Source organism: Pseudomonas sp. 91RF (assembly GCF_003576265.1).
Classification (GTDB): Bacteria; Pseudomonadota; Gammaproteobacteria; order Pseudomonadales; family Pseudomonadaceae; genus Aquipseudomonas; species Aquipseudomonas kribbensis.
The window spans coordinates 1-16,525 of the sequence record NZ_QWFC01000031.1 but is presented as its reverse complement, the minus strand read 5'-3'; the positions used below and the strand labels follow the sequence as shown (position 1 = coordinate 16,525).

Sequence of the window (16,525 nt, the reverse complement as noted above, 5' to 3'; positions counted from 1 at the left end):
ACCATGAATACGCGCACATTGACCTCGATGCTGCTGGCCGGTTTGTTGGCCACAGCGTCCGCCGCCAGTTTTGCCGCCAATGACGGTGCCAACACGTCGGGCACCCAGTCCGGCGCCAACGGCGGAACGAGCATGCCGCCGGACAACACCACTAAACGACCTAACGACGGCCCATCCGACGGGATGAAAACAGGTACCGGAACCAACGGCGGCGCCAGCGGCTCAGGCTCGGGCGCCGGTGGCGGAACGGGCGCAGCAGGTGGCGGAACGGGTGGATCCGGGGCCGGTACCGGCGGCTGAACGAACAAGAGCAGGCCATGGTGAACGCATCATGGCCTGTGTCTGAACCCGTTTTCCGTCAGCGATCCGAACGCATCAACTCGCCAACGCCACCGTCCATCGACAATACCGCCGCGCGATTGCGACCCGCGTTCTTGGCCTGATACAGCGCCGCATCGGCACGCTGGATGAACAGTTCCGGGCTGTCGTTGCCCAGCGGAATGAACGAATAACAGCCCAGACTCACGGTGAGATAACCGGTGGGCGAGCCGCTGTGGGTGATGTGTTTGTCCATGACGCTGCGGCGGATCTGCCCGGCAATCGCCAGCGCGCCATTGATGTCCGTGTCCGGCAACAGCACTGCGAACTCCTCGCCGCCGTAGCGCACCGCCAGATCGGATTTGCGCTGGCAGCAGTTCTTCACCACTTGGGCAACCTGGGTCAGGCAATGGTCGCCGGCCACATGGCCGTAGGCATCGTTGTAGCGCTTGAAGAAATCGATATCGAGCATGATCAGGCTGACCGGGCTCGACTGCCGGGCGCCCCGGGCGAACTCAATCTCCAGCGACTGCTCGAACAGGCGCCGGTTGGCCAGCCCGGTCAGGCTGTCGTGCGTGGCAATCAGCTCCAGCGCCCGCTGGGCCTTGATCAGGTTTTTCTCGATCCTCTCACCGTCGCGCACCTGATGGATGAACACCCAGCCAAACAGCCCCACGCCGAGCATCACCAGCGCCACGATCACGCTGGATTGAAAGGCACGGTCATGCCAGCCCTTGAGAATCGTGTCCCGCGATGAAGAGGCAGACACCACCAGCGGATAACTGTCGAGCTGCCGATAGCCATAAAGGCGCGTGACCCCGTCGACCACCGAATCGATCATTGCCGTGCCGGCCGAGGCGTTGGGGAGCAACGTCTGATAGATCTCGCCCTTGGCCAGCGAGGTGCCGATCAAGGACTCGTCGAATGGCCGGCGCGCAAGCAAGGTGCCGTCGGTCAGGCCGAGAAACATGGTGCCGTTGTCGTCCAGGCTGAAGCTTTTGAAGAACTTGTCGAAGTACGACATCTTGATGCCGGCCAGCAACACGCCCTGAAAATTGCCGGCGCGGTCGTTCACTCGCTTGGAAATCGGGATGATCCAATCGCCGTTTTCACGGCTGCGAATCGCCGGGCCGATGTGCGCCACGGACGACACGTTCTGCTGGTGATATTTGAAGTACTCGCGATCCGCCACGCCGTTGCCACGGGGCAGGTCAGGAAATGAGGTGATCACCCACTGCCCTTCGCGATCGAACAGAAACATGCCGTGCAACTGCTCCAGCTGCTGCACCCGGCGTGCGAAGGTTCTCTGCAAACGCGGTCTCTGCGCCGCGCCATAGCCGTCTTCCTGAATCCAGTCGACCAGGCTGGTCATCACCAGATCGGCGGCGAGAAAGGTGTCTTCGGCCTGCTGCGCCATCGCCCGGGTCAGGTTGGCCGAGGCCATCTGCGCATTCGCCAGATCCTGCCGCCGCGACTGTTCGATCTGCAGATACAGCAGACCGGACAGGCACAGACACACGGCAACGATGAACAGCACCGCCGCCTTGCGCAGCGGCAAACGCTTTAGAGTGCCGCCGGGGGCCTGATGCGGATCGTGAATGGGGATAGGCAAAAGCGTGTCCTGGGCAGGTACGACAGGGGCAAAGGCCCGAAACCCTTGTTTTTTGTGAGCGTAGCCCACCGGATAGTACGGGGCAACCAAGTGCCACCGAGACAATCCCGACCCCGTTGATATCGGCGCGCAGTGGAAATGGATGACCTGCGCGGCGATTTATTTTTCAGGCTCCACGACTCAAGCCGGTTCAGGGCTTGTTGACTTCGCGCAGCAGGTCTGCGACCGGGAGATTCATGGTGTTTGAGTAGTAGGGTTTGTAGCCGTAAGCGGTGACGACGACTTTGCAGGGGATTTGTTGTTTGCCTGAGAGGAGTTGGTTGATTTCTGCCACTGACAAGTATCTTTCCGAGCTTCGGTCGCTAGAGGTTTCGGAAATGAAAGCATGGGTCAGATAAGAGTATCCCGCTGGGGCTCCGTCTCTTTTATCGGGCGATATCAGGCCAAACGCTGAAAACCGAATCGCTTTACCAACCGAGAAATCCTGATCTTCAGCCAAGGCACAATGAAGCATGCCTGAAGCCATTCCTACCCTTTCTCCCCGGCCAAAAAGATCCAAGACATCAACATTCGACTGATATCTGATTACATATAAAGACCTGTCTCTCTCAACTGAGACATAGCTCAAGTTCGCTGGAGGCCATGCATGGTCTTTTGCACAACCCGAACAGATTACGATAAGCAGGCAAACGAACAATCTAAACATCAGGAAAATTCCTCCATGATCGAGTCAAACAGCAGATCACCAGCAGACTTGTTTCCAGCGATACGTGCGGTAAACAGACCCAAAGCGTTTGCATGATTGGTATCCACATTCACGTTCAGTGACGGGCCACAAGTGATAAGCCATTTCTCGCCAAAGTCGGCGACACCATCTGAAGAGTCTCTTTTACTAGGCGTAGCCTTGATGTTCACCCAATTGGCCGCAACCGGGTCAGGACGATCAAAATAAATATCTGAGCCCAACCAGACCAAAGCGCCCTCACCCACAGGATCAAGGGTAACCAGCATCTGAACCCGGTATCCCCATTCAGACATGATCTTTGTCAGGTGCGCGCCATTCCAGCCACCGAGGCTGTGACCAACGATATATACGGGGCAGCTCTTGTAAGGGATCAGGCCCAGAACATACCGCTGAATATCTTTCTTTCCTTTGACTTGGTTGTACCCCAGCCAATCCGATTTATATTTCCCCTCCGTTGCCAAATCCTGAACGCGCTCATCGAAGTACTTACGTGCTTCTTGAATGTTTCCATATGGCCCAGAAAAATAGTAACTCTCCTTATCCCCAGCACCTCCCACAAACACAACAACCGCCTTGGTACTCTCCACCGGCACAGCCTTCACACTGACGTCCTTCTTGTCCGTCAACGTATGTTCCTTGTACAGCTTGTAATTGTTGCCTTTCTCGCACGTAACCGTTTCCGCACACATGCCTCATTCCTCCAGAAACAGTTTGATGGATTCCGGAAGATGCGAACTGATCGTGTGGGTGAAACCGCCAGCATCGGACACGCCGTGCTCCATCCGACCGTCCGCACGCTGGATCATGTACGGATGATTCGGCATTGGTTCACCGGTGGTGTCGTTCACCAGCTGCAATTTGTCGGTGAAGTGCACCGGCATTGGCAGCAGGCCGCTAAAGGGTGCGTTCGTCACGGTATCGCCAATGATGACCGTGCCGGATCCACCAATGACCACATTCCCGTGACCACCGGTGCTGTCCAGGGTGGCGGCGTTCAGACCATTGATGAAAACCGTCGAGGAAACGCCACCGGTAATCGGGCTGCCGCACGCCGACTTGTCCGTCATACGCGCAGCGGGCAGCCCGTCGAAATTCACGTTCGGCGAACCACTGACAATAGGGTTGGTGCCATGTCCCGGTAATGGGCAGGCCGTCGGGTCGGTCACTCGGGCAGCGGGTTTTCCGCTCATGAAAAAGCTCCTTGCAGTATCGCGTCATCATCCGTGGGGCGCGCAGCATGAACAAAGTCGCGACGCTGATCAAATCTGCGCGCAAAAAAAACAGGCGCCTGAAAAGGCGCCTGCTTTTTATGGCCGGTGACCGATTGCGTTACCGCGACGGTGGAACCCGGATGTCCCCCGCCCGGCATTGGGTTTTCACGCCCTTGCCGCACGCACCGAATTGCAGATCCTTGCCCATGCACACCCGCACTTCCGAGAGTTCCGGGCCGCTGCAGATCACGGCGATGCCGTCGGCCGGGATGCCCGGATTGCTCTTGCGGAACAGGTCGGCGATTTCCTGTGCTTCGAAGTAATAAGAGTTGCTGAACGGTTGCAGCTCTTGCGGGATTGTCACCGCTGCCACGGCTTTGTCTGCTTCGTCGAAATAGCCCATTGCGCCGAGACCACTGCAGGTGCCGTGCTTGCTCCATTCGTGGTCGAGGAGTTTTTTCGTCGGGAACAGCGTCATGCCCTTGGCTGTTTCGGCGGCCGAGAGCGTGGTCACTGGCGGGCAGGATTCCGGCCAGCCACCCTTGGCGTATTGCGGCCACAGGCCGTGCAGGACAAAACCGTAGCCCTTGCCGGTGCATTGCGGGTCATCTTTGTGGGTGAGGCAGAACGTCGGCGACCAGGACAGCGTCAGCAGGTAGTAATCGAACACCCCCGCCACCGACTCCGTTGGTGCCTTGTTGGCGTGTGACTGGCGTGCCGAACTCAGGCCGATGCTACCGACCGTCAGCGCAATCAGCGCCATAATTGTAAAAAGCTTTTTCATGTTCCCGTTCCTTGGGACGCGTGCGTCCGTGGTTTCTGTGGTCTGACCGTCAAATGGTCAGGGGCTGATTGAGTCATGCCAGTGTTGCAAGCGCATGACGCAAGGCAAAGCTGTACTACGTTGAAAGGTCTACGATTAACAAGCAGACACCAAAAACAGGGATCCCCGAAATGAGTAAAGCAGACGAACTCGCCGCGAAGCTCAAGCAAACCCGGCACACTCACGCGGACGACATCACCTGCGCCGAACTGGAAATCGATTGCTGGCCGGCGGTGGTCTACGACCTGTATCACCGCATCGAGGGCTGGTTGCAACCGGTCACCGAGGTGGGACTGAAGATTCGGCGAAATCCTACCCATGTTTGCGAAAGTTCACCGGACGGCGAGCCCCACGACTACGCCATCGACCAGTTGGTCATCGAAGCCAACCATCACAGCATGACGCTCGATCCCATTGCACGATTCACCGAAGACGGCGCCGGTCGTGTGCAGATCAACCTGCCGGGAAAGGAAACTTCACTGCTGCGCACCGTCGACGAACACGGCGAGAGTCACTGGTGGTTGCAGACCATCGAGACCGGTCAACAACTGGATGCTATTGCGCTGACGGAAAACAACCTGCTGCTGGTGGTCCAGGAGGGACTCGGGTTGTAGGTCGAACCTGACGCAACTGTAATCCGCGCCTCAGCCAACTGAAAGCTGCCGCTGGTTAGCCTCCCCGTCATTCGTCAAACGGGGACTTCCAGCGCATGCTTTCCAACACCTCAAGACGCACCTTCGTCAAAGGCCTGGCCGCCGGCGGTCTGCTCGGCGGCCTCGGCCTGTGGCGCACGCCGGTGTGGGCACTCAACAGTCCCGGTCAACTCAACGAACTGACCGGCACCGACTTTGAACTGTTCATCGGCGAAACCCCGGTCAACTTCACCGGCCAGTCGCGTACCGCGATGACCATCAATGGCGGCGTCCCCGGTCCCCTGCTGCGCTGGCGCGAAGGCGACACCGTGACGCTGCGGGTGCGCAACCGGCTCAAGGCCGACACCTCGATCCACTGGCACGGCATTCTGCTACCGGCCAACATGGACGGCGTGCCGGGCCTGAGCTTCAAGGGCATCGAGCCCGGTGGCGTGTACGTCTATCAATTCAAGGTGCGCCAGCACGGCACCTACTGGTATCACAGCCATTCCGGGTTGCAGGAACAGGCCGGCGTCTACGGGCCGCTGGTGATCGACGCCCGGGAGCCGGAGCCGTTCCAGTACGACCGCGAGCATGTGGTGATGCTCAGCGACTGGACCGACGAAGACCCGGCCGGCCTGATGAAAACCCTGAAAAAGCAGTCCGACTACTACAACTACCACAAGCGCACCGTCGGCGATTTCATCCAGGACGTCGGTGAAAAAGGCTGGGGCGCCACCGTCGCTGATCGCACGATGTGGGCGCAGATGAAGATGAATCCCACCGACATCGCCGATGTCAGCGGCGCCACGTACACCTTCCTGATGAATGGCCACGCCCCCGATTCCAACTGGACCGGCCTGTTTCGCCCCGGTGAAAAGCTGCGTCTGCGGCTGATCAACGGCTCGGCCATGACTTACTTCGACGTGCGCATTCCCGGTTTGAAAATGACCGTGGTCGCCGCCGACGGCCTGCACGTCAAACCGGTGACCGTCGATGAGTTGCGCATCGCCGTGGCGGAAACCTATGACGTGATCGTCGAACCCGCCGCCGACGCCTACACCCTGTTCGCCCAGGCCATGGACCGCACCGGCTACGCCCGTGGCACCCTCGCCGCCCGCGCCGGGTTGTCGGCCCCGGTGCCGGCGCTGGACCCGCGCCCGCGGGTGACCATGGACGACATGGGCATGGGCGGCATGGGCTCTGGTGGAATGAATCATGGTTCCATGGACATGAGCGGCATGGACCACGCCAGCATGAACATGGGCCCGATGCAGTCGCATCCCGACAGCGAAAAGGACAATCCACTGGTGGACATGCAAGCCATGACCACCGCCGCGAAACTCGACGACCCCGGCCTCGGCCTGCGCAACAACGGGCGCCGCGTGCTGACCTACGCCGACCTGCGCAGCACGTTCGAAGACCCCGATGGCCGCGACCCGGGCCGCACGATCGAACTGCACCTGACCGGGCACATGGAGAAATTCGCCTGGTCGTTCAACGGCATCAAGTTCTCCGACGCCGAGCCCCTGCGTTTGAAGTACGGCGAGCGCATCCGGCTGGTGTTGGTCAACGACACGATGATGACCCACCCCATTCACCTGCACGGCATGTGGAGCGATCTGGAAGACGAAAACGGTAACTTCCAGGTGCGCAAACACACCATCGACATGCCCCCCGGCACCCGTCGCAGCTACCGCGTGACCGCCGATGCGCTGGGCCGTTGGGCCTTTCACTGTCACCTGCTTTATCACATGGAAATGGGCATGTTCCGTGAAGTGCGGGTGGAAGAATGAGGACGCCGACCATGACTCGATTTGCAGCGTTTTCCTTTTTCCTCGGCGGTTCCCTGTCGACGGCGATGGCCGCCAGCGACATGCAGGGCATGGATCACAGTCAGATGTCGGGCATGGACCATAGCCAGATGCCAGGCATGAGCCACGCCGCGATGAAACCCGCCGCATCGACTGAAAGCCACACACCGATCCCGGCGCTGACCGACGCCGACCGCGCCGCCGTGTTCACCAGTCACGGCGGCCACCAGGTGCACGACAGCGTCATCAACACTTACTTCCTCGCCGACAAACTCGAATGGCAGAACGGCGACGACGCCAGCACCCTGGCCTGGGATTTGTCCGGCTGGATCGGCGGCGACATTGATCGCCTGTGGCTGCGCTCCGAAGGCGAACGCAGCAACGGCAAGACCGAAGACGCGGAGATCCAGGCGCTCTGGGGCCACGCGATTTCGCCGTGGTGGGACGTGGTCAGCGGCGTGCGCCAGGACTTCAAACCCGGCGCCCCGCAAACCTGGGCCGCGTTCGGTCTGCAAGGCATGGCGCTGTACAACTTCGAAGCCGAAGCCACGGCGTTCCTCGGCGAAAACGGCCAGAGCGCGGTACGGCTGGAGGGTGACTACGACATCCTGCTCACCAACCGGCTGATCCTGCAGCCCACTGCCGAACTCAACGTCTACGGCAAAAACGATCCGCAACGCGGGATCGGCTCAGGCCTCTCGAACACCGAAGCCGGCTTGCGTCTGCGCTATGAAATCCGCCGCGAATTCGCGCCGTACATCGGCGTGACCTGGAACCGCACCTACGGCAACACCGCCAGTTACGCGCGGGAAGAAGGCGAAGATCGCAGCGAGACAAGAATGGTGCTCGGTGTACGACTCTGGTTCTGAGACGCAAAGTGGGCGACCGCAGCCGGTCGCCCACCCTTCGGGGCGTTACAGGTGACGCCGCTTGTACACGCCAAAGAGCTCTGTACCTCGTCCGCCACTTCTGTAGTGAATGACTTCGGCTTTCACCATCGCAACCACGCGCTCCTGGTCTTCTGCGAGTTTCAAGTCGAAGTTGTTGCTGTAGGCCAGGTCGATCATTCGCCAGAGGAAACAGTTTTGCCGATAGAGTTCCACCGGTTCCAGCCAGCTATCGAGCAACCCGCAGAGTTCCTCGCTTCGAATACCCTCGAAACATCCGATGGAATGATCCCTGTCGGGAATTACTGCATCGGTCACTTTGGTATTGGCATTGAACCGGTATTGCGCCGGCAGTGCCGAAAACACCTCGTTGGCCGCGACAATCGCTTCCGGCCACAAACGGTTGCCGTTTCGCCCCACCGCCTCGCCAATGCTCCAGAACTCGCCATCGACCTTCAGGCTGCTTGAAATGAACAGCATGACCTTTTCCAGTTCGACCAGGTGGTGCAACGCTGAAATGCAAATGATGACATCCCACTGCTCCCCGGTCGGGGCCAGGTCGTTGGCATCTGCCACGATCAGGTCAAGCTTTGTGCCGGGGGTGAACTGTCGCGCCGCCATCTGCAACAAGTCTTCGTTGATATCGAGCAACGACCACTCGATTCCTTCGGGAACGGCCAGCGCCATGCCAGCTTCGATCCGCGCGGCACCACTGCAGATCGACAAGACTTTTATCGACCCGTGAGTACGTACTTTTTCGCGCAGTCTCGCTTCAAAATCCGGCGGGGTTTGCGGCACGTTGGCCCGCAGCAACCGCGTCGCATAGGCGTAGGCCACTTCGTCTTCGAAGGGTGGCTCAATATGCAGATCGACGTCTGCAAGGCGTCCGCCGCAGGGCAGCGCGGCCAACTGGCGAACGTCCCGCGCACCACCCTTGGACGCTTCACTCTGTTTGTCCTGCACTTTGGAATACATGTCGTTGCGATACGCGGCGCTGAAATGGGCAATCTCATTCTTGATGCGCAAGGCGTGATGGGTCCTGGCCAGCAACGCTTTCAAATCACACTCACGGGCCACACACACGTCTGCCAGCGCCAGCCAGTCTGCGGTCGCGTCATCTTGCGGGCCTGGCCCGCACTCGATCAGCAAACGTCCCGACAGTCCCGCCAAAAAGGCCACGTCCAGCTCGACCACCCGCCATTCCGTCGACGATTTGCCACCCAACACGCTGAATGTCCCCACCGACGACCGGGACTGGCCGACGTCATTCACAAAGCTGATTTCGCAGACGAGCCCGTCCTCGCTGATTTGCGGTAACGCCGCCGCAAACCGCAGGTAGATGACGGAATCGGAATACACCTGCAGCGCACGGGTTTCCAGGCTTTCACCGGCGGCCAGGACCAACGAATACCGAGGCTCGCGCAAATGCGTCGGATACATCCATTGCGGGTGATGGGAGAGTTTCACCTCAGGGTTCACGACAAACGGGCCGGATTCGTCCAGCAAAAAACTGCTCGAAAGCGACGGGTCCGCAAAATCGCGGTGAATCGCCGGAGGGGGATGAAACCGTGACGACAACGTAGATGTTCTACGGCCTAACGCTTGAGCAATTCTGTGCAACATTTATAAATATCCTTGTTATAAATAGCTCACCGACAACAACTCGAAAATCGTGTACTGCATGAACTCGACATGGGCAAATGCGGCGACCCCATGCTTATTGCTGCGACTGTTTTTAGCTTTCAATCGCCCCCCTGTCGACCTTTAATCGATCACTGGCGGCCGCCGTGTTTTCGGATAATAAAAAAGATATATAAAACAGAAACTTGAGCCGGCGACTCAAATCCCCCTCCTCTTCTCCATCAACAAGACCTTACACATGAAGAAAACAAAAAAAACGAAATTACTCGCCGCACTCCTGCTACTGACAGGCATTGCTCAAGCTCAGGAATCAACTTCGCATCTGGACTTGATCACTCAGAAAGGTGAACTGCGCGTCTGCACCACCGGCGACTACAAGCCCTACACCTTCAAACGCCCGGACGGCGGATTCGAAGGTATCGATATCGCCATGGCCCAGTCCCTGGCAGACAGCCTTGGCGTGAAAATCGACTGGGTGCAGACGACATGGAAAACCCTGATGCCGGACATGCTGGCAGGCAAATGTGACATCGGCATGGGCGGGATTTCGGTGACGCTGGAGCGGCAGAAAAAGGCCTACTTCAGCAACACCCTCGACGTCGACGGCAAGATCCCGCTGGTGCGCTGCGCCGACCAGTCCAAGTACCAGACCATCGAGCAGATCAACCAGCCGAACGTGCGTCTGGTCGAACCCGCCGGCGGCACCAACGAAGCCTTCGTCCACGCCTTCCTGCCCAAGGCGCAACTGGCCCTGCACGACAACGTGACGATCTTCCAGCAACTGCTGGACAACAAGGCCGACGTGATGATCACCGACGCTTCCGAGGCGCGGTATCAGCAGAAGCAGAAACCCGGTTTGTGCGCGGTCAACCCGGAGCAGTTCATGCAGTACGGGGAAAAGGCTTACCTTCTGCCCCGCGATGACATGAGCTGGAAGCTGTATGTCGATCAGTGGCTGCACTTGAGCAAGGTGACCGGGAAGTATCAGAAGGTCATTGGCGAGTGGCTGGCAGGGCCGCAGTAAAACGCTTCAAGACGAAAAAAGGGCGCCCGCGACGGGCGCCCTTTTCTATTCAATCGTCATGCAACATGCCGGAGCTGTACTGGTTGAGGCTGGCACCAATACCGGTGCCGCCGAACTTCAGCGTATTGGCGCTGGCGCGCCCTTCCGGCGACTGGCAATCCGAAGAAAAACAACTGGTGGTGGTCAACCCACCGGAGCCCGAACAGGCACTCAATACCGAGACAGCTGCAGCAATCAACAGCACTTTGACGACATTGGCACTCATGGCACGGCTCCCCTTGGATGAAACGATCTTATCGCTGCATCCTAGGCGCCCGCGCACGCCGACAACATGAAACTTTCGCCATCGACAGCGCGGGTTCAGGCAGAGCGGTGATTACTCGTTCAGATCCTTGACCAGGTAAGTGCCAACAATCTGCGAAACACCGGTCAACGCCTCACGGACCAGCTCCGGCTCGGTGCGATAACGCAGCGGCTCGTAACCATAGGTGTTGGCGCCGTTGAACGGAGTGATGGGTTCCTTGCGCTGCCAGATCAACTCATCGCCACGCTTCAGGGCACCGTTCACGGCAATCGTCGGATACACCACACTGCTGAAACCTTGCGTCAGCGCAAAGCCCCAGGTGACCACCGTCAACTCGATCTGCGCATCGGCCGGCTCATTATCGGCGACGATCTTGAAACGACCGCTGGCCGCCAGTTGATCCTCGAACCCCTTCTTGACCAGTTTGCCCAGGTCGATATCAGCACTCGTCATGTTGTACTGAATCGCCTCGACCGTGGACATCGACGCCAGATCCCCGGCCTTCAACCCCGCCGCAAACCCGGCCCCACTGAGCGCCGCCGTCCCCAACTTCCCGGCATGGGACGCCATTCCGACACCCGCGCCGACACCGGCGCCGATTGCAGCGCCCCAGGCCTGCTCGCGGCCCATGTAGGTCATTTCCTTGAAGCTCCAGGTCACCGGAAGGACTTTCACCGTGTGGATCTGGGTGCGGTATTCGGGTTTGAACTTCTGATTGGCACAGCCTGCGAGAAACAGGACGGCGAACATCACGACAACTAGTTTTTTCATGGACAACTCAAAACGCGGAATGGAATGCGTAAGTTGTCGTCCATGTCGGGGAAATCTGAAGAAACACTGCCCTCCCGTGGCGGCATTCGCCACGGAAGGTGTTTGCACTTACGACTTCGGCTCGACGTGATCCAGCGCCTGATTCACCGCCAGCCCCGCCACCATCACCACCTGCGCGATACCCAGCGCGGTTTTGCGGTGGGAGGGTTCCAGTACAGCGGCGAAGTTGTTGAGCATTTCGCTGGCGGAATCGAGGGATTCGCTGGCGTTGGCCAACAGGGATTCGCTGGTGTAGGCAGGGTTGGCCAGGAACATGGGGTCGTGTTCGGTGTGACTGCCCATGATGCGTTGTTGCGGGGTGAGGTAATGGTCGAGGGCGCGTTCGGCGGCTTCGTTGAGTTTTTTGGAATCTGGGAATTGATAAGGTGAAACCGGATCGGTTTCGGGTGGGTTGGGTGTAGGTTTGAACATAGTGAAACTCCCGACAGATAAAGGTTAGGAGCCATCACCTTCGCTACCAAACGAAAGGCGGAGGCCATACGCAGGTTGGTAGACCGGCCGTCAGGAACCCCGGCGCATCCGAAAATGCCCTGCGCATGACCACCATAAAACGAAGGCACTGAAAGCCTCCGCAAGACAGTAGTCTTGTGCTTCTGACGGAATCCGGGCTACCAAACCCGATCACTGGTTTTCAGTGACCCGAGAACGATAAAAGCCACGGCCTAGACGCACAAGCCGGCGGATTCTGTCTTAGGTGTAGGGGGTGGCGCAAGGATGTGTAGGGTAGGGATCACGCAGACTGGCACATCTTAAACATCAGCCCATTCTTCTGTTTAGATTGAAATAACGCGGCAATTCAATGACCCCGTCAGCGTCTTCCACCCACTCGCGAGCTGGGGGCTGTCACATGTAGGGACTGAAAAATCAACATCACCGTACCAGTAACAATTTTAAATAAATGGCAAAAAGACTTCCGACTGGACGATGAAAACCAAGCAACATAGAATCCCATGAAAGTGACTAAGATTCAGACGACTCACGCCCCTACAAAATGCTCAGAGAATCGTATAAATAGTTGCTTAGGCACCCTAAGCAAAGCGCAACAACTCCACGCATATAACATTGTATTTATTGATACGGACAATCACATGGCAATAATGCACCCCCCTCACGGACCGAAATTCAATGACAGCCATGTGGCAGAGCCAATTGTTTACAGACTACTTGAAGAACAGTTAAATGATGACTTCCAAATAATCCATAGCATTCCATGGCTATCTTCATTTGTAGATGAGCTACAAAACAACAAAAGCCCTGTTGGGGAAATTGATTTCCTCATACTACATCCTGACCTCGGAATACTTGCACTTGAGGTAAAAGGAGGTGTAATTGGACATAACTCATCAGGTTTTTACTACAGCAAGACAAACGTCGATCCCGTAGCCCAATTGAACCGCGGCATATTCGCCATTCAAGAATGGTTGAGAAACAACGGCGTTACGGTTCAAATTGGGCGTGCTTATTTCTTTCCCGGCTCAGAAATGAACACCTCACAACTGCCTCCCAGCGTTGTGGACAATAACCACCTTCTACCAATCAAACTAATCCTCGACATCAAAGATCTAGATAGAGTTGACGAGAGAGTACGCTCTATCATGAACTACTTCAAACTACTACTAAATACTGTACCGATCAGCAAATCAAAAATTGAAACCATAATTGAAATGCTGATCCCGACAATTAGCTATACCCCTTGCTGGTACTCAAAAATAAGCAGCGACAACAAACTATGGCTCCGACTGACACCTGAACAACAAGAGTGCATCGATTGGGCACTAAAAAAAGATAGATTTTTAATTAGCGGCTGGCCAGGCACCGGAAAAACAATTATAGCAATTGAAACTGCACGCAGGTTATCTACCTCCGGAACTTCAGTACTCTGCATTACATTCAACTCACTTCTTGCTCAAAAAATATCAAGCGAACTACTTGACCACGCCAACACCTTAGCAATAACCATTTACTCATTATGCTCGAAGGCCTCAACTTATAATGGTGAAAAAGCAAATTTCACGGCAGATTGGTTTGAGAAACAAGCAGCGACCAGCCTAAAAAAGGCCTGCAACAATGGCTTTTTGAATAAATACTCAGCCCTCATCATTGATGAAGGCCAAGTAATCCGAAGAGAGCTCTGGGAAATATTAGTAGAGCACTTTTCATCCAAAAAAATTATCGCCATGTGCGATGCAACTCAAGCTTTTCCATATGAAAAGCCAGTCAGCCTTGCGCAGATAGAAGAATACCTTCAGGCACAAGCGTTCTTCCTTACTGAAAGTCTTCGCATGCCTAAACGCGTTTGCGAACGGTTAAAAATCTTTCAACAACCGACGCACTCCATTACAAACTTAAGGCAAAATGATGAGGACACACTTACAGAGATAATAACCAGCAACCCCAAAAACACCCTAAGCCAAACAATTGCCCAAATATTATCTCAAGGCTTATTGCCTGGGCAAATTATTGTATTAACACCTACTTATATGGGAATACCCGAAAGCTTAGTACCTCAAGGGATCAAAGTTGAGTCTATAGGACGTTTCAGGGGCATGGAAAGCCCTGTCATCATCATATTGGCCGCTACAGACATGTCAAATTTAGAATTTTTCTGCGCCTACTCACGCTCTACATCGCGCTGCATCGTAATTCTAGATGCCTATGAAGTACAAAAAGGAAAATACGAAAATCTAGGTAGAGAACTTTATTTAAACAATAAAGATCATGTGGATTCAGAGAGCTCCAAGTCACTCACACAAACAATAATCAAAAACCAGCCGACTATCGACATCACGCTACAAAATGACATATTCCATATTTCATGGTCGAAAACCTGGCATGCATACACACTTCCCGTCCAGAAATGCGAAGTAACCAGATTACTGCTTGAAGCCTTTTTTATCCATTCAGACACTCCGAAAATATACACTTGGGCGCCAGACTCAAGAAGCACAATCTCAATGATAGATAAAGCAGAAAATACTTATCCGTTAACTTTAGAACTAAAGCACTGCCACATATGCCTAGAACCAACACCTCACAATGTCGGCAATCCGCCTGCTGGAACATGCAATGTGTGCACAAACCCTCACAATGAGCGAAATCCAAATTTTGAAAATTATATACTTCAATTACTAAGCATACTCACCAATAGAAAAATGCACTCCACCGAAGCTATTGAAAACCTACCCATTCAAATATACTCAATAGGCACACTGCTAAAAAGCAGATACAACACTACCCAAAGCGAACTAATTTCAGCCTTTAGCCAATTGAGCCTTGAAGGTAGAGTTGCCATGGCATTAGCAATTAGAGAATTGACTATCGGATACAATAAGAACAGAACCGAATTCAAAATAGGTGAAATTTCAAAAAACACCTACAACTGGAATAAAAAACTTGAAATTTTTTCATTCCCACAATGGCAAGGCTTTATTAATGACGCTTTCGCAAAGCTAGAAAACAACGGACTGATCACTAAAGGTGCAAAAGGCATCAGAATCATAAAACGTGAAAAATTTATGATAAAAGCCAACCAAGAGTAGTCGACCATCCAAAAAATTGGGACTAATTTATTATCCAAAACGAAGCCTGCTACCAACCCCGACACTGTCCTTCAGTGACACGAGAGCGATAAGCGCCTCGAGCTAAACAACAATTTAGACAGATTTATTTATCACCTTAAAATCCAAAATAAATAAATCTGTTCCATTTACCCTCTTCGTTGCAAACTCGCACAAATGGATGAACTGAGCTAACCTCTAGAGAAACGATTTTTCTTTTACCATCCAAAAATCAACATGCACTGAATGCGAAACTCACCCTAGCCTTGAGTTCGATCCAAACGACACGACAGGGGAATAATGTGAGCAACCAATGTTTTTCGGAGCAACATCAAAACTTTTCAGCTTTTGCTGAAACACTCCGCCAAGCTTTAGAGAGCGGGAAGAGCAAATCATCTGCCATACAGGAAACCATATCCCCGACACTTAGCCAAAAAATAGAAGCGGAAGCCACATCAGGCAACTCCGAAAAAACATCAAGAACACTTTCAATTCCAAAACGTTCACTCCCTAGCGATGTAAATTCTTCAACTCAGGCAAAACCGAAAAAAGTTAAAGCCGAGCTACTCTCAAAACGAGAAAAAGCAAAAAAAAGAAAAGAGGAAAAAAGAACAAAAGAGAGCACACCCAATAAAGCAATAATAGAAACGCTGCAGATCTATTTAAAGGCCGCTCACAAAAAGAATCTCGAGCTAGAGTCACAATTAGCGCTTCTTCAGCAAAGTCAAGATTTCATTGAGGGAGGAAAACGCCACTCCGAGATCAAAGAAATTTTGCGCAAGTCAATAGTAGAAGCAAAAGAAAAGACACGAGAAAATGAAAAACTAAAAGATGAAAACACCAGACTCCGAAAGATTGTTGAAAACTTAACTTTCAAGCTGCATGGCACAACTGGAGACAATATTTATTACGGCGGCCATTATTCTGAGGCTGACTCTTAACAGAGCATGTATATACATACATCTGATCGAATAAAGGCAAAAAAGAAACGCCTTGTTTACCAAGTCGACTCAATTCCTATGAGATGAGGACTGGTTCGTCTTGCTCCTTTAGGCTGCGACAAACGTGCGCAAACTATTCAGACGCCTCCGAGCCGCCCCCCATTCCCTGTCTCTTATACACATCT

At 54.6% G+C, this 16,525-nt stretch carries 17 protein-coding genes; 8 read left to right on the top strand and 9 right to left on the bottom strand.

Going from position 1 to position 16,525, the window contains the following annotated elements:
* Positions 1-3 precede the first annotated feature (3 nt).
* Positions 4-300: a hypothetical protein gene (locus DXT77_RS16875; RefSeq protein ID WP_119428476.1), complete on the top strand. Its 297-nt coding sequence runs from the start codon at positions 4-6 to the stop codon at positions 298-300.
* Positions 301-358: 58 nt separating this feature from the next.
* Here DXT77_RS16875 and DXT77_RS16870 read toward each other — a convergent pair whose 3' ends face one another.
* From DXT77_RS16870 to DXT77_RS16855, 4 genes are all read right to left on the bottom strand, one after another.
* Complete coding sequence (locus DXT77_RS16870) at positions 359-1,930, bottom strand: sensor domain-containing diguanylate cyclase (protein WP_119428475.1); 1,572 nt, start codon at positions 1,928-1,930, stop codon at positions 359-361.
* A gap of 190 nt (positions 1,931-2,120) precedes the next feature.
* Positions 2,121-2,636 (bottom strand): hypothetical protein, encoded by a 516-nt coding sequence (locus DXT77_RS16865; RefSeq protein ID WP_170931632.1) that lies wholly within the window; start codon positions 2,634-2,636, stop codon positions 2,121-2,123.
* Positions 2,636-3,364, bottom strand: a complete 729-nt coding sequence (locus DXT77_RS16860; protein WP_119428474.1) for an alpha/beta hydrolase — start codon at positions 3,362-3,364, stop codon at positions 2,636-2,638. The genes DXT77_RS16865 and DXT77_RS16860 overlap by 1 nt, the downstream gene beginning before the upstream one ends.
* A gap of 3 nt (positions 3,365-3,367) precedes the next feature.
* Positions 3,368-3,865, bottom strand: coding sequence for a PAAR domain-containing protein (locus DXT77_RS16855; RefSeq protein WP_085712569.1), 498 nt, complete (start codon positions 3,863-3,865; stop codon positions 3,368-3,370).
* On the opposite strand from DXT77_RS16855, the gene DXT77_RS30120 reads away from it, so the two are divergent.
* A complete protein-coding gene (locus DXT77_RS30120) occupies positions 3,864-3,995 on the top strand; it encodes a hypothetical protein (protein ID WP_256662967.1) in 132 nt (43 codons plus the stop codon). The genes DXT77_RS16855 and DXT77_RS30120 overlap by 2 nt on opposite strands.
* Before the next feature lie 9 nt (positions 3,996-4,004).
* On the opposite strand, the gene DXT77_RS16850 is transcribed toward DXT77_RS30120, so the two are convergent.
* The gene (locus DXT77_RS16850; RefSeq protein WP_085712570.1) at positions 4,005-4,670 is read right to left on the bottom strand and encodes a ribonuclease T2; all 666 of its coding nucleotides are present in this window, start codon (positions 4,668-4,670) and stop codon (positions 4,005-4,007) included.
* A gap of 170 nt (positions 4,671-4,840) precedes the next feature.
* Here DXT77_RS16850 and DXT77_RS16845 point away from each other — a divergent pair, with 170 nt between their 5' ends.
* The 3 genes from DXT77_RS16845 (at position 4,841) to DXT77_RS16835 (ending at position 8,024) form a co-directional block, all read left to right on the top strand.
* Positions 4,841-5,323, top strand: a complete 483-nt coding sequence (locus DXT77_RS16845) for a hypothetical protein (protein WP_119428473.1) — start codon at positions 4,841-4,843, stop codon at positions 5,321-5,323.
* Positions 5,324-5,418: 95 nt separating this feature from the next.
* Positions 5,419-7,137 carry a copper resistance system multicopper oxidase gene (locus tag DXT77_RS16840; protein ID WP_119428472.1) on the top strand — a complete coding sequence of 573 codons (1,719 nt, stop codon included), beginning with the start codon at positions 5,419-5,421 and terminating at the stop codon, positions 7,135-7,137.
* Between the two features lie 11 nt (positions 7,138-7,148).
* Positions 7,149-8,024 carry a copper resistance protein B gene (locus DXT77_RS16835; RefSeq protein WP_119428471.1) on the top strand — a complete coding sequence of 292 codons (876 nt, stop codon included), beginning with the start codon at positions 7,149-7,151 and terminating at the stop codon, positions 8,022-8,024.
* A 45-nt stretch (positions 8,025-8,069) separates the two neighbouring features.
* Here the strand turns inward: DXT77_RS16835 and DXT77_RS16830 are convergent, their stop codons facing one another.
* Positions 8,070-9,665 (bottom strand): bifunctional 2-polyprenyl-6-hydroxyphenol methylase/3-demethylubiquinol 3-O-methyltransferase UbiG, encoded by a 1,596-nt coding sequence (locus tag DXT77_RS16830; RefSeq protein ID WP_119428470.1) that lies wholly within the window; start codon positions 9,663-9,665, stop codon positions 8,070-8,072.
* Between the two features lie 256 nt (positions 9,666-9,921).
* On the opposite strand from DXT77_RS16830, the gene DXT77_RS16825 reads away from it, so the two are divergent.
* Positions 9,922-10,707, top strand: a complete 786-nt coding sequence (locus DXT77_RS16825; protein WP_119428469.1) for a transporter substrate-binding domain-containing protein — start codon at positions 9,922-9,924, stop codon at positions 10,705-10,707.
* A 49-nt stretch (positions 10,708-10,756) separates the two neighbouring features.
* Here the strand turns inward: DXT77_RS16825 and DXT77_RS16820 are convergent, their stop codons facing one another.
* From DXT77_RS16820 to DXT77_RS16810, 3 genes are all read right to left on the bottom strand, one after another.
* Entirely contained in the window at positions 10,757-10,972 is a 216-nt protein-coding gene (locus tag DXT77_RS16820; RefSeq protein WP_085712578.1) for a hypothetical protein, read from the bottom strand.
* 111 nt (positions 10,973-11,083) lie between these two features.
* Positions 11,084-11,782: a hypothetical protein gene (locus DXT77_RS16815; RefSeq protein WP_119428468.1), complete on the bottom strand. Its 699-nt coding sequence runs from the start codon at positions 11,780-11,782 to the stop codon at positions 11,084-11,086.
* Between the two features lie 108 nt (positions 11,783-11,890).
* Positions 11,891-12,253: a DUF6124 family protein gene (locus tag DXT77_RS16810; protein WP_119428467.1), complete on the bottom strand. Its 363-nt coding sequence runs from the start codon at positions 12,251-12,253 to the stop codon at positions 11,891-11,893.
* 677 nt (positions 12,254-12,930) lie between these two features.
* Between DXT77_RS16810 and DXT77_RS16805 the strand changes: the two genes are divergently transcribed.
* Both DXT77_RS16805 and DXT77_RS29755 read left to right on the top strand, forming a co-directional pair.
* Positions 12,931-15,381: a nuclease-related domain-containing DEAD/DEAH box helicase gene (locus tag DXT77_RS16805; protein ID WP_158593098.1), complete on the top strand. Its 2,451-nt coding sequence runs from the start codon at positions 12,931-12,933 to the stop codon at positions 15,379-15,381.
* Between the two features lie 320 nt (positions 15,382-15,701).
* A complete protein-coding gene (locus tag DXT77_RS29755; RefSeq protein WP_147407012.1) occupies positions 15,702-16,340 on the top strand; it encodes a hypothetical protein in 639 nt (212 codons plus the stop codon).
* Positions 16,341-16,525 lie beyond the last annotated feature (185 nt).

Excerpts from the sequence above, each read along its gene's own strand:
- DXT77_RS16875 (WP_119428476.1), top strand. The coding sequence starts at position 4 with ATGAATACGCGCACATTGACCTCGATGCTGCTGGCCGGTTTGTTGGCC.
- DXT77_RS16865 (WP_170931632.1), bottom strand. The coding sequence starts at position 2,636 with ATGTTTAGATTGTTCGTTTGCCTGCTTATCGTAATCTGTTCGGGTTGT.
- DXT77_RS16860 (WP_119428474.1), bottom strand. The coding sequence starts at position 3,364 with ATGTGTGCGGAAACGGTTACGTGCGAGAAAGGCAACAATTACAAGCTG.
- DXT77_RS30120 (WP_256662967.1), top strand. The coding sequence starts at position 3,864 with ATGAAAAAGCTCCTTGCAGTATCGCGTCATCATCCGTGGGGCGCGCAG.
- DXT77_RS16855 (WP_085712569.1), bottom strand. The coding sequence starts at position 3,865 with ATGAGCGGAAAACCCGCTGCCCGAGTGACCGACCCGACGGCCTGCCCA.
- DXT77_RS16850 (WP_085712570.1), bottom strand. The coding sequence starts at position 4,670 with ATGAAAAAGCTTTTTACAATTATGGCGCTGATTGCGCTGACGGTCGGT.
- DXT77_RS16845 (WP_119428473.1), top strand. The coding sequence starts at position 4,841 with ATGAGTAAAGCAGACGAACTCGCCGCGAAGCTCAAGCAAACCCGGCAC.
- DXT77_RS16840 (WP_119428472.1), top strand. The coding sequence starts at position 5,419 with ATGCTTTCCAACACCTCAAGACGCACCTTCGTCAAAGGCCTGGCCGCC.
- DXT77_RS16835 (WP_119428471.1), top strand. The coding sequence starts at position 7,149 with ATGACTCGATTTGCAGCGTTTTCCTTTTTCCTCGGCGGTTCCCTGTCG.
- DXT77_RS16830 (WP_119428470.1), bottom strand. The coding sequence starts at position 9,665 with ATGTTGCACAGAATTGCTCAAGCGTTAGGCCGTAGAACATCTACGTTG.
- DXT77_RS16825 (WP_119428469.1), top strand. The coding sequence starts at position 9,922 with ATGAAGAAAACAAAAAAAACGAAATTACTCGCCGCACTCCTGCTACTG.
- DXT77_RS16820 (WP_085712578.1), bottom strand. The coding sequence starts at position 10,972 with ATGAGTGCCAATGTCGTCAAAGTGCTGTTGATTGCTGCAGCTGTCTCG.
- DXT77_RS16815 (WP_119428468.1), bottom strand. The coding sequence starts at position 11,782 with ATGAAAAAACTAGTTGTCGTGATGTTCGCCGTCCTGTTTCTCGCAGGC.
- DXT77_RS16810 (WP_119428467.1), bottom strand. The coding sequence starts at position 12,253 with ATGTTCAAACCTACACCCAACCCACCCGAAACCGATCCGGTTTCACCT.
- DXT77_RS16805 (WP_158593098.1), top strand. The coding sequence starts at position 12,931 with ATGGCAATAATGCACCCCCCTCACGGACCGAAATTCAATGACAGCCAT.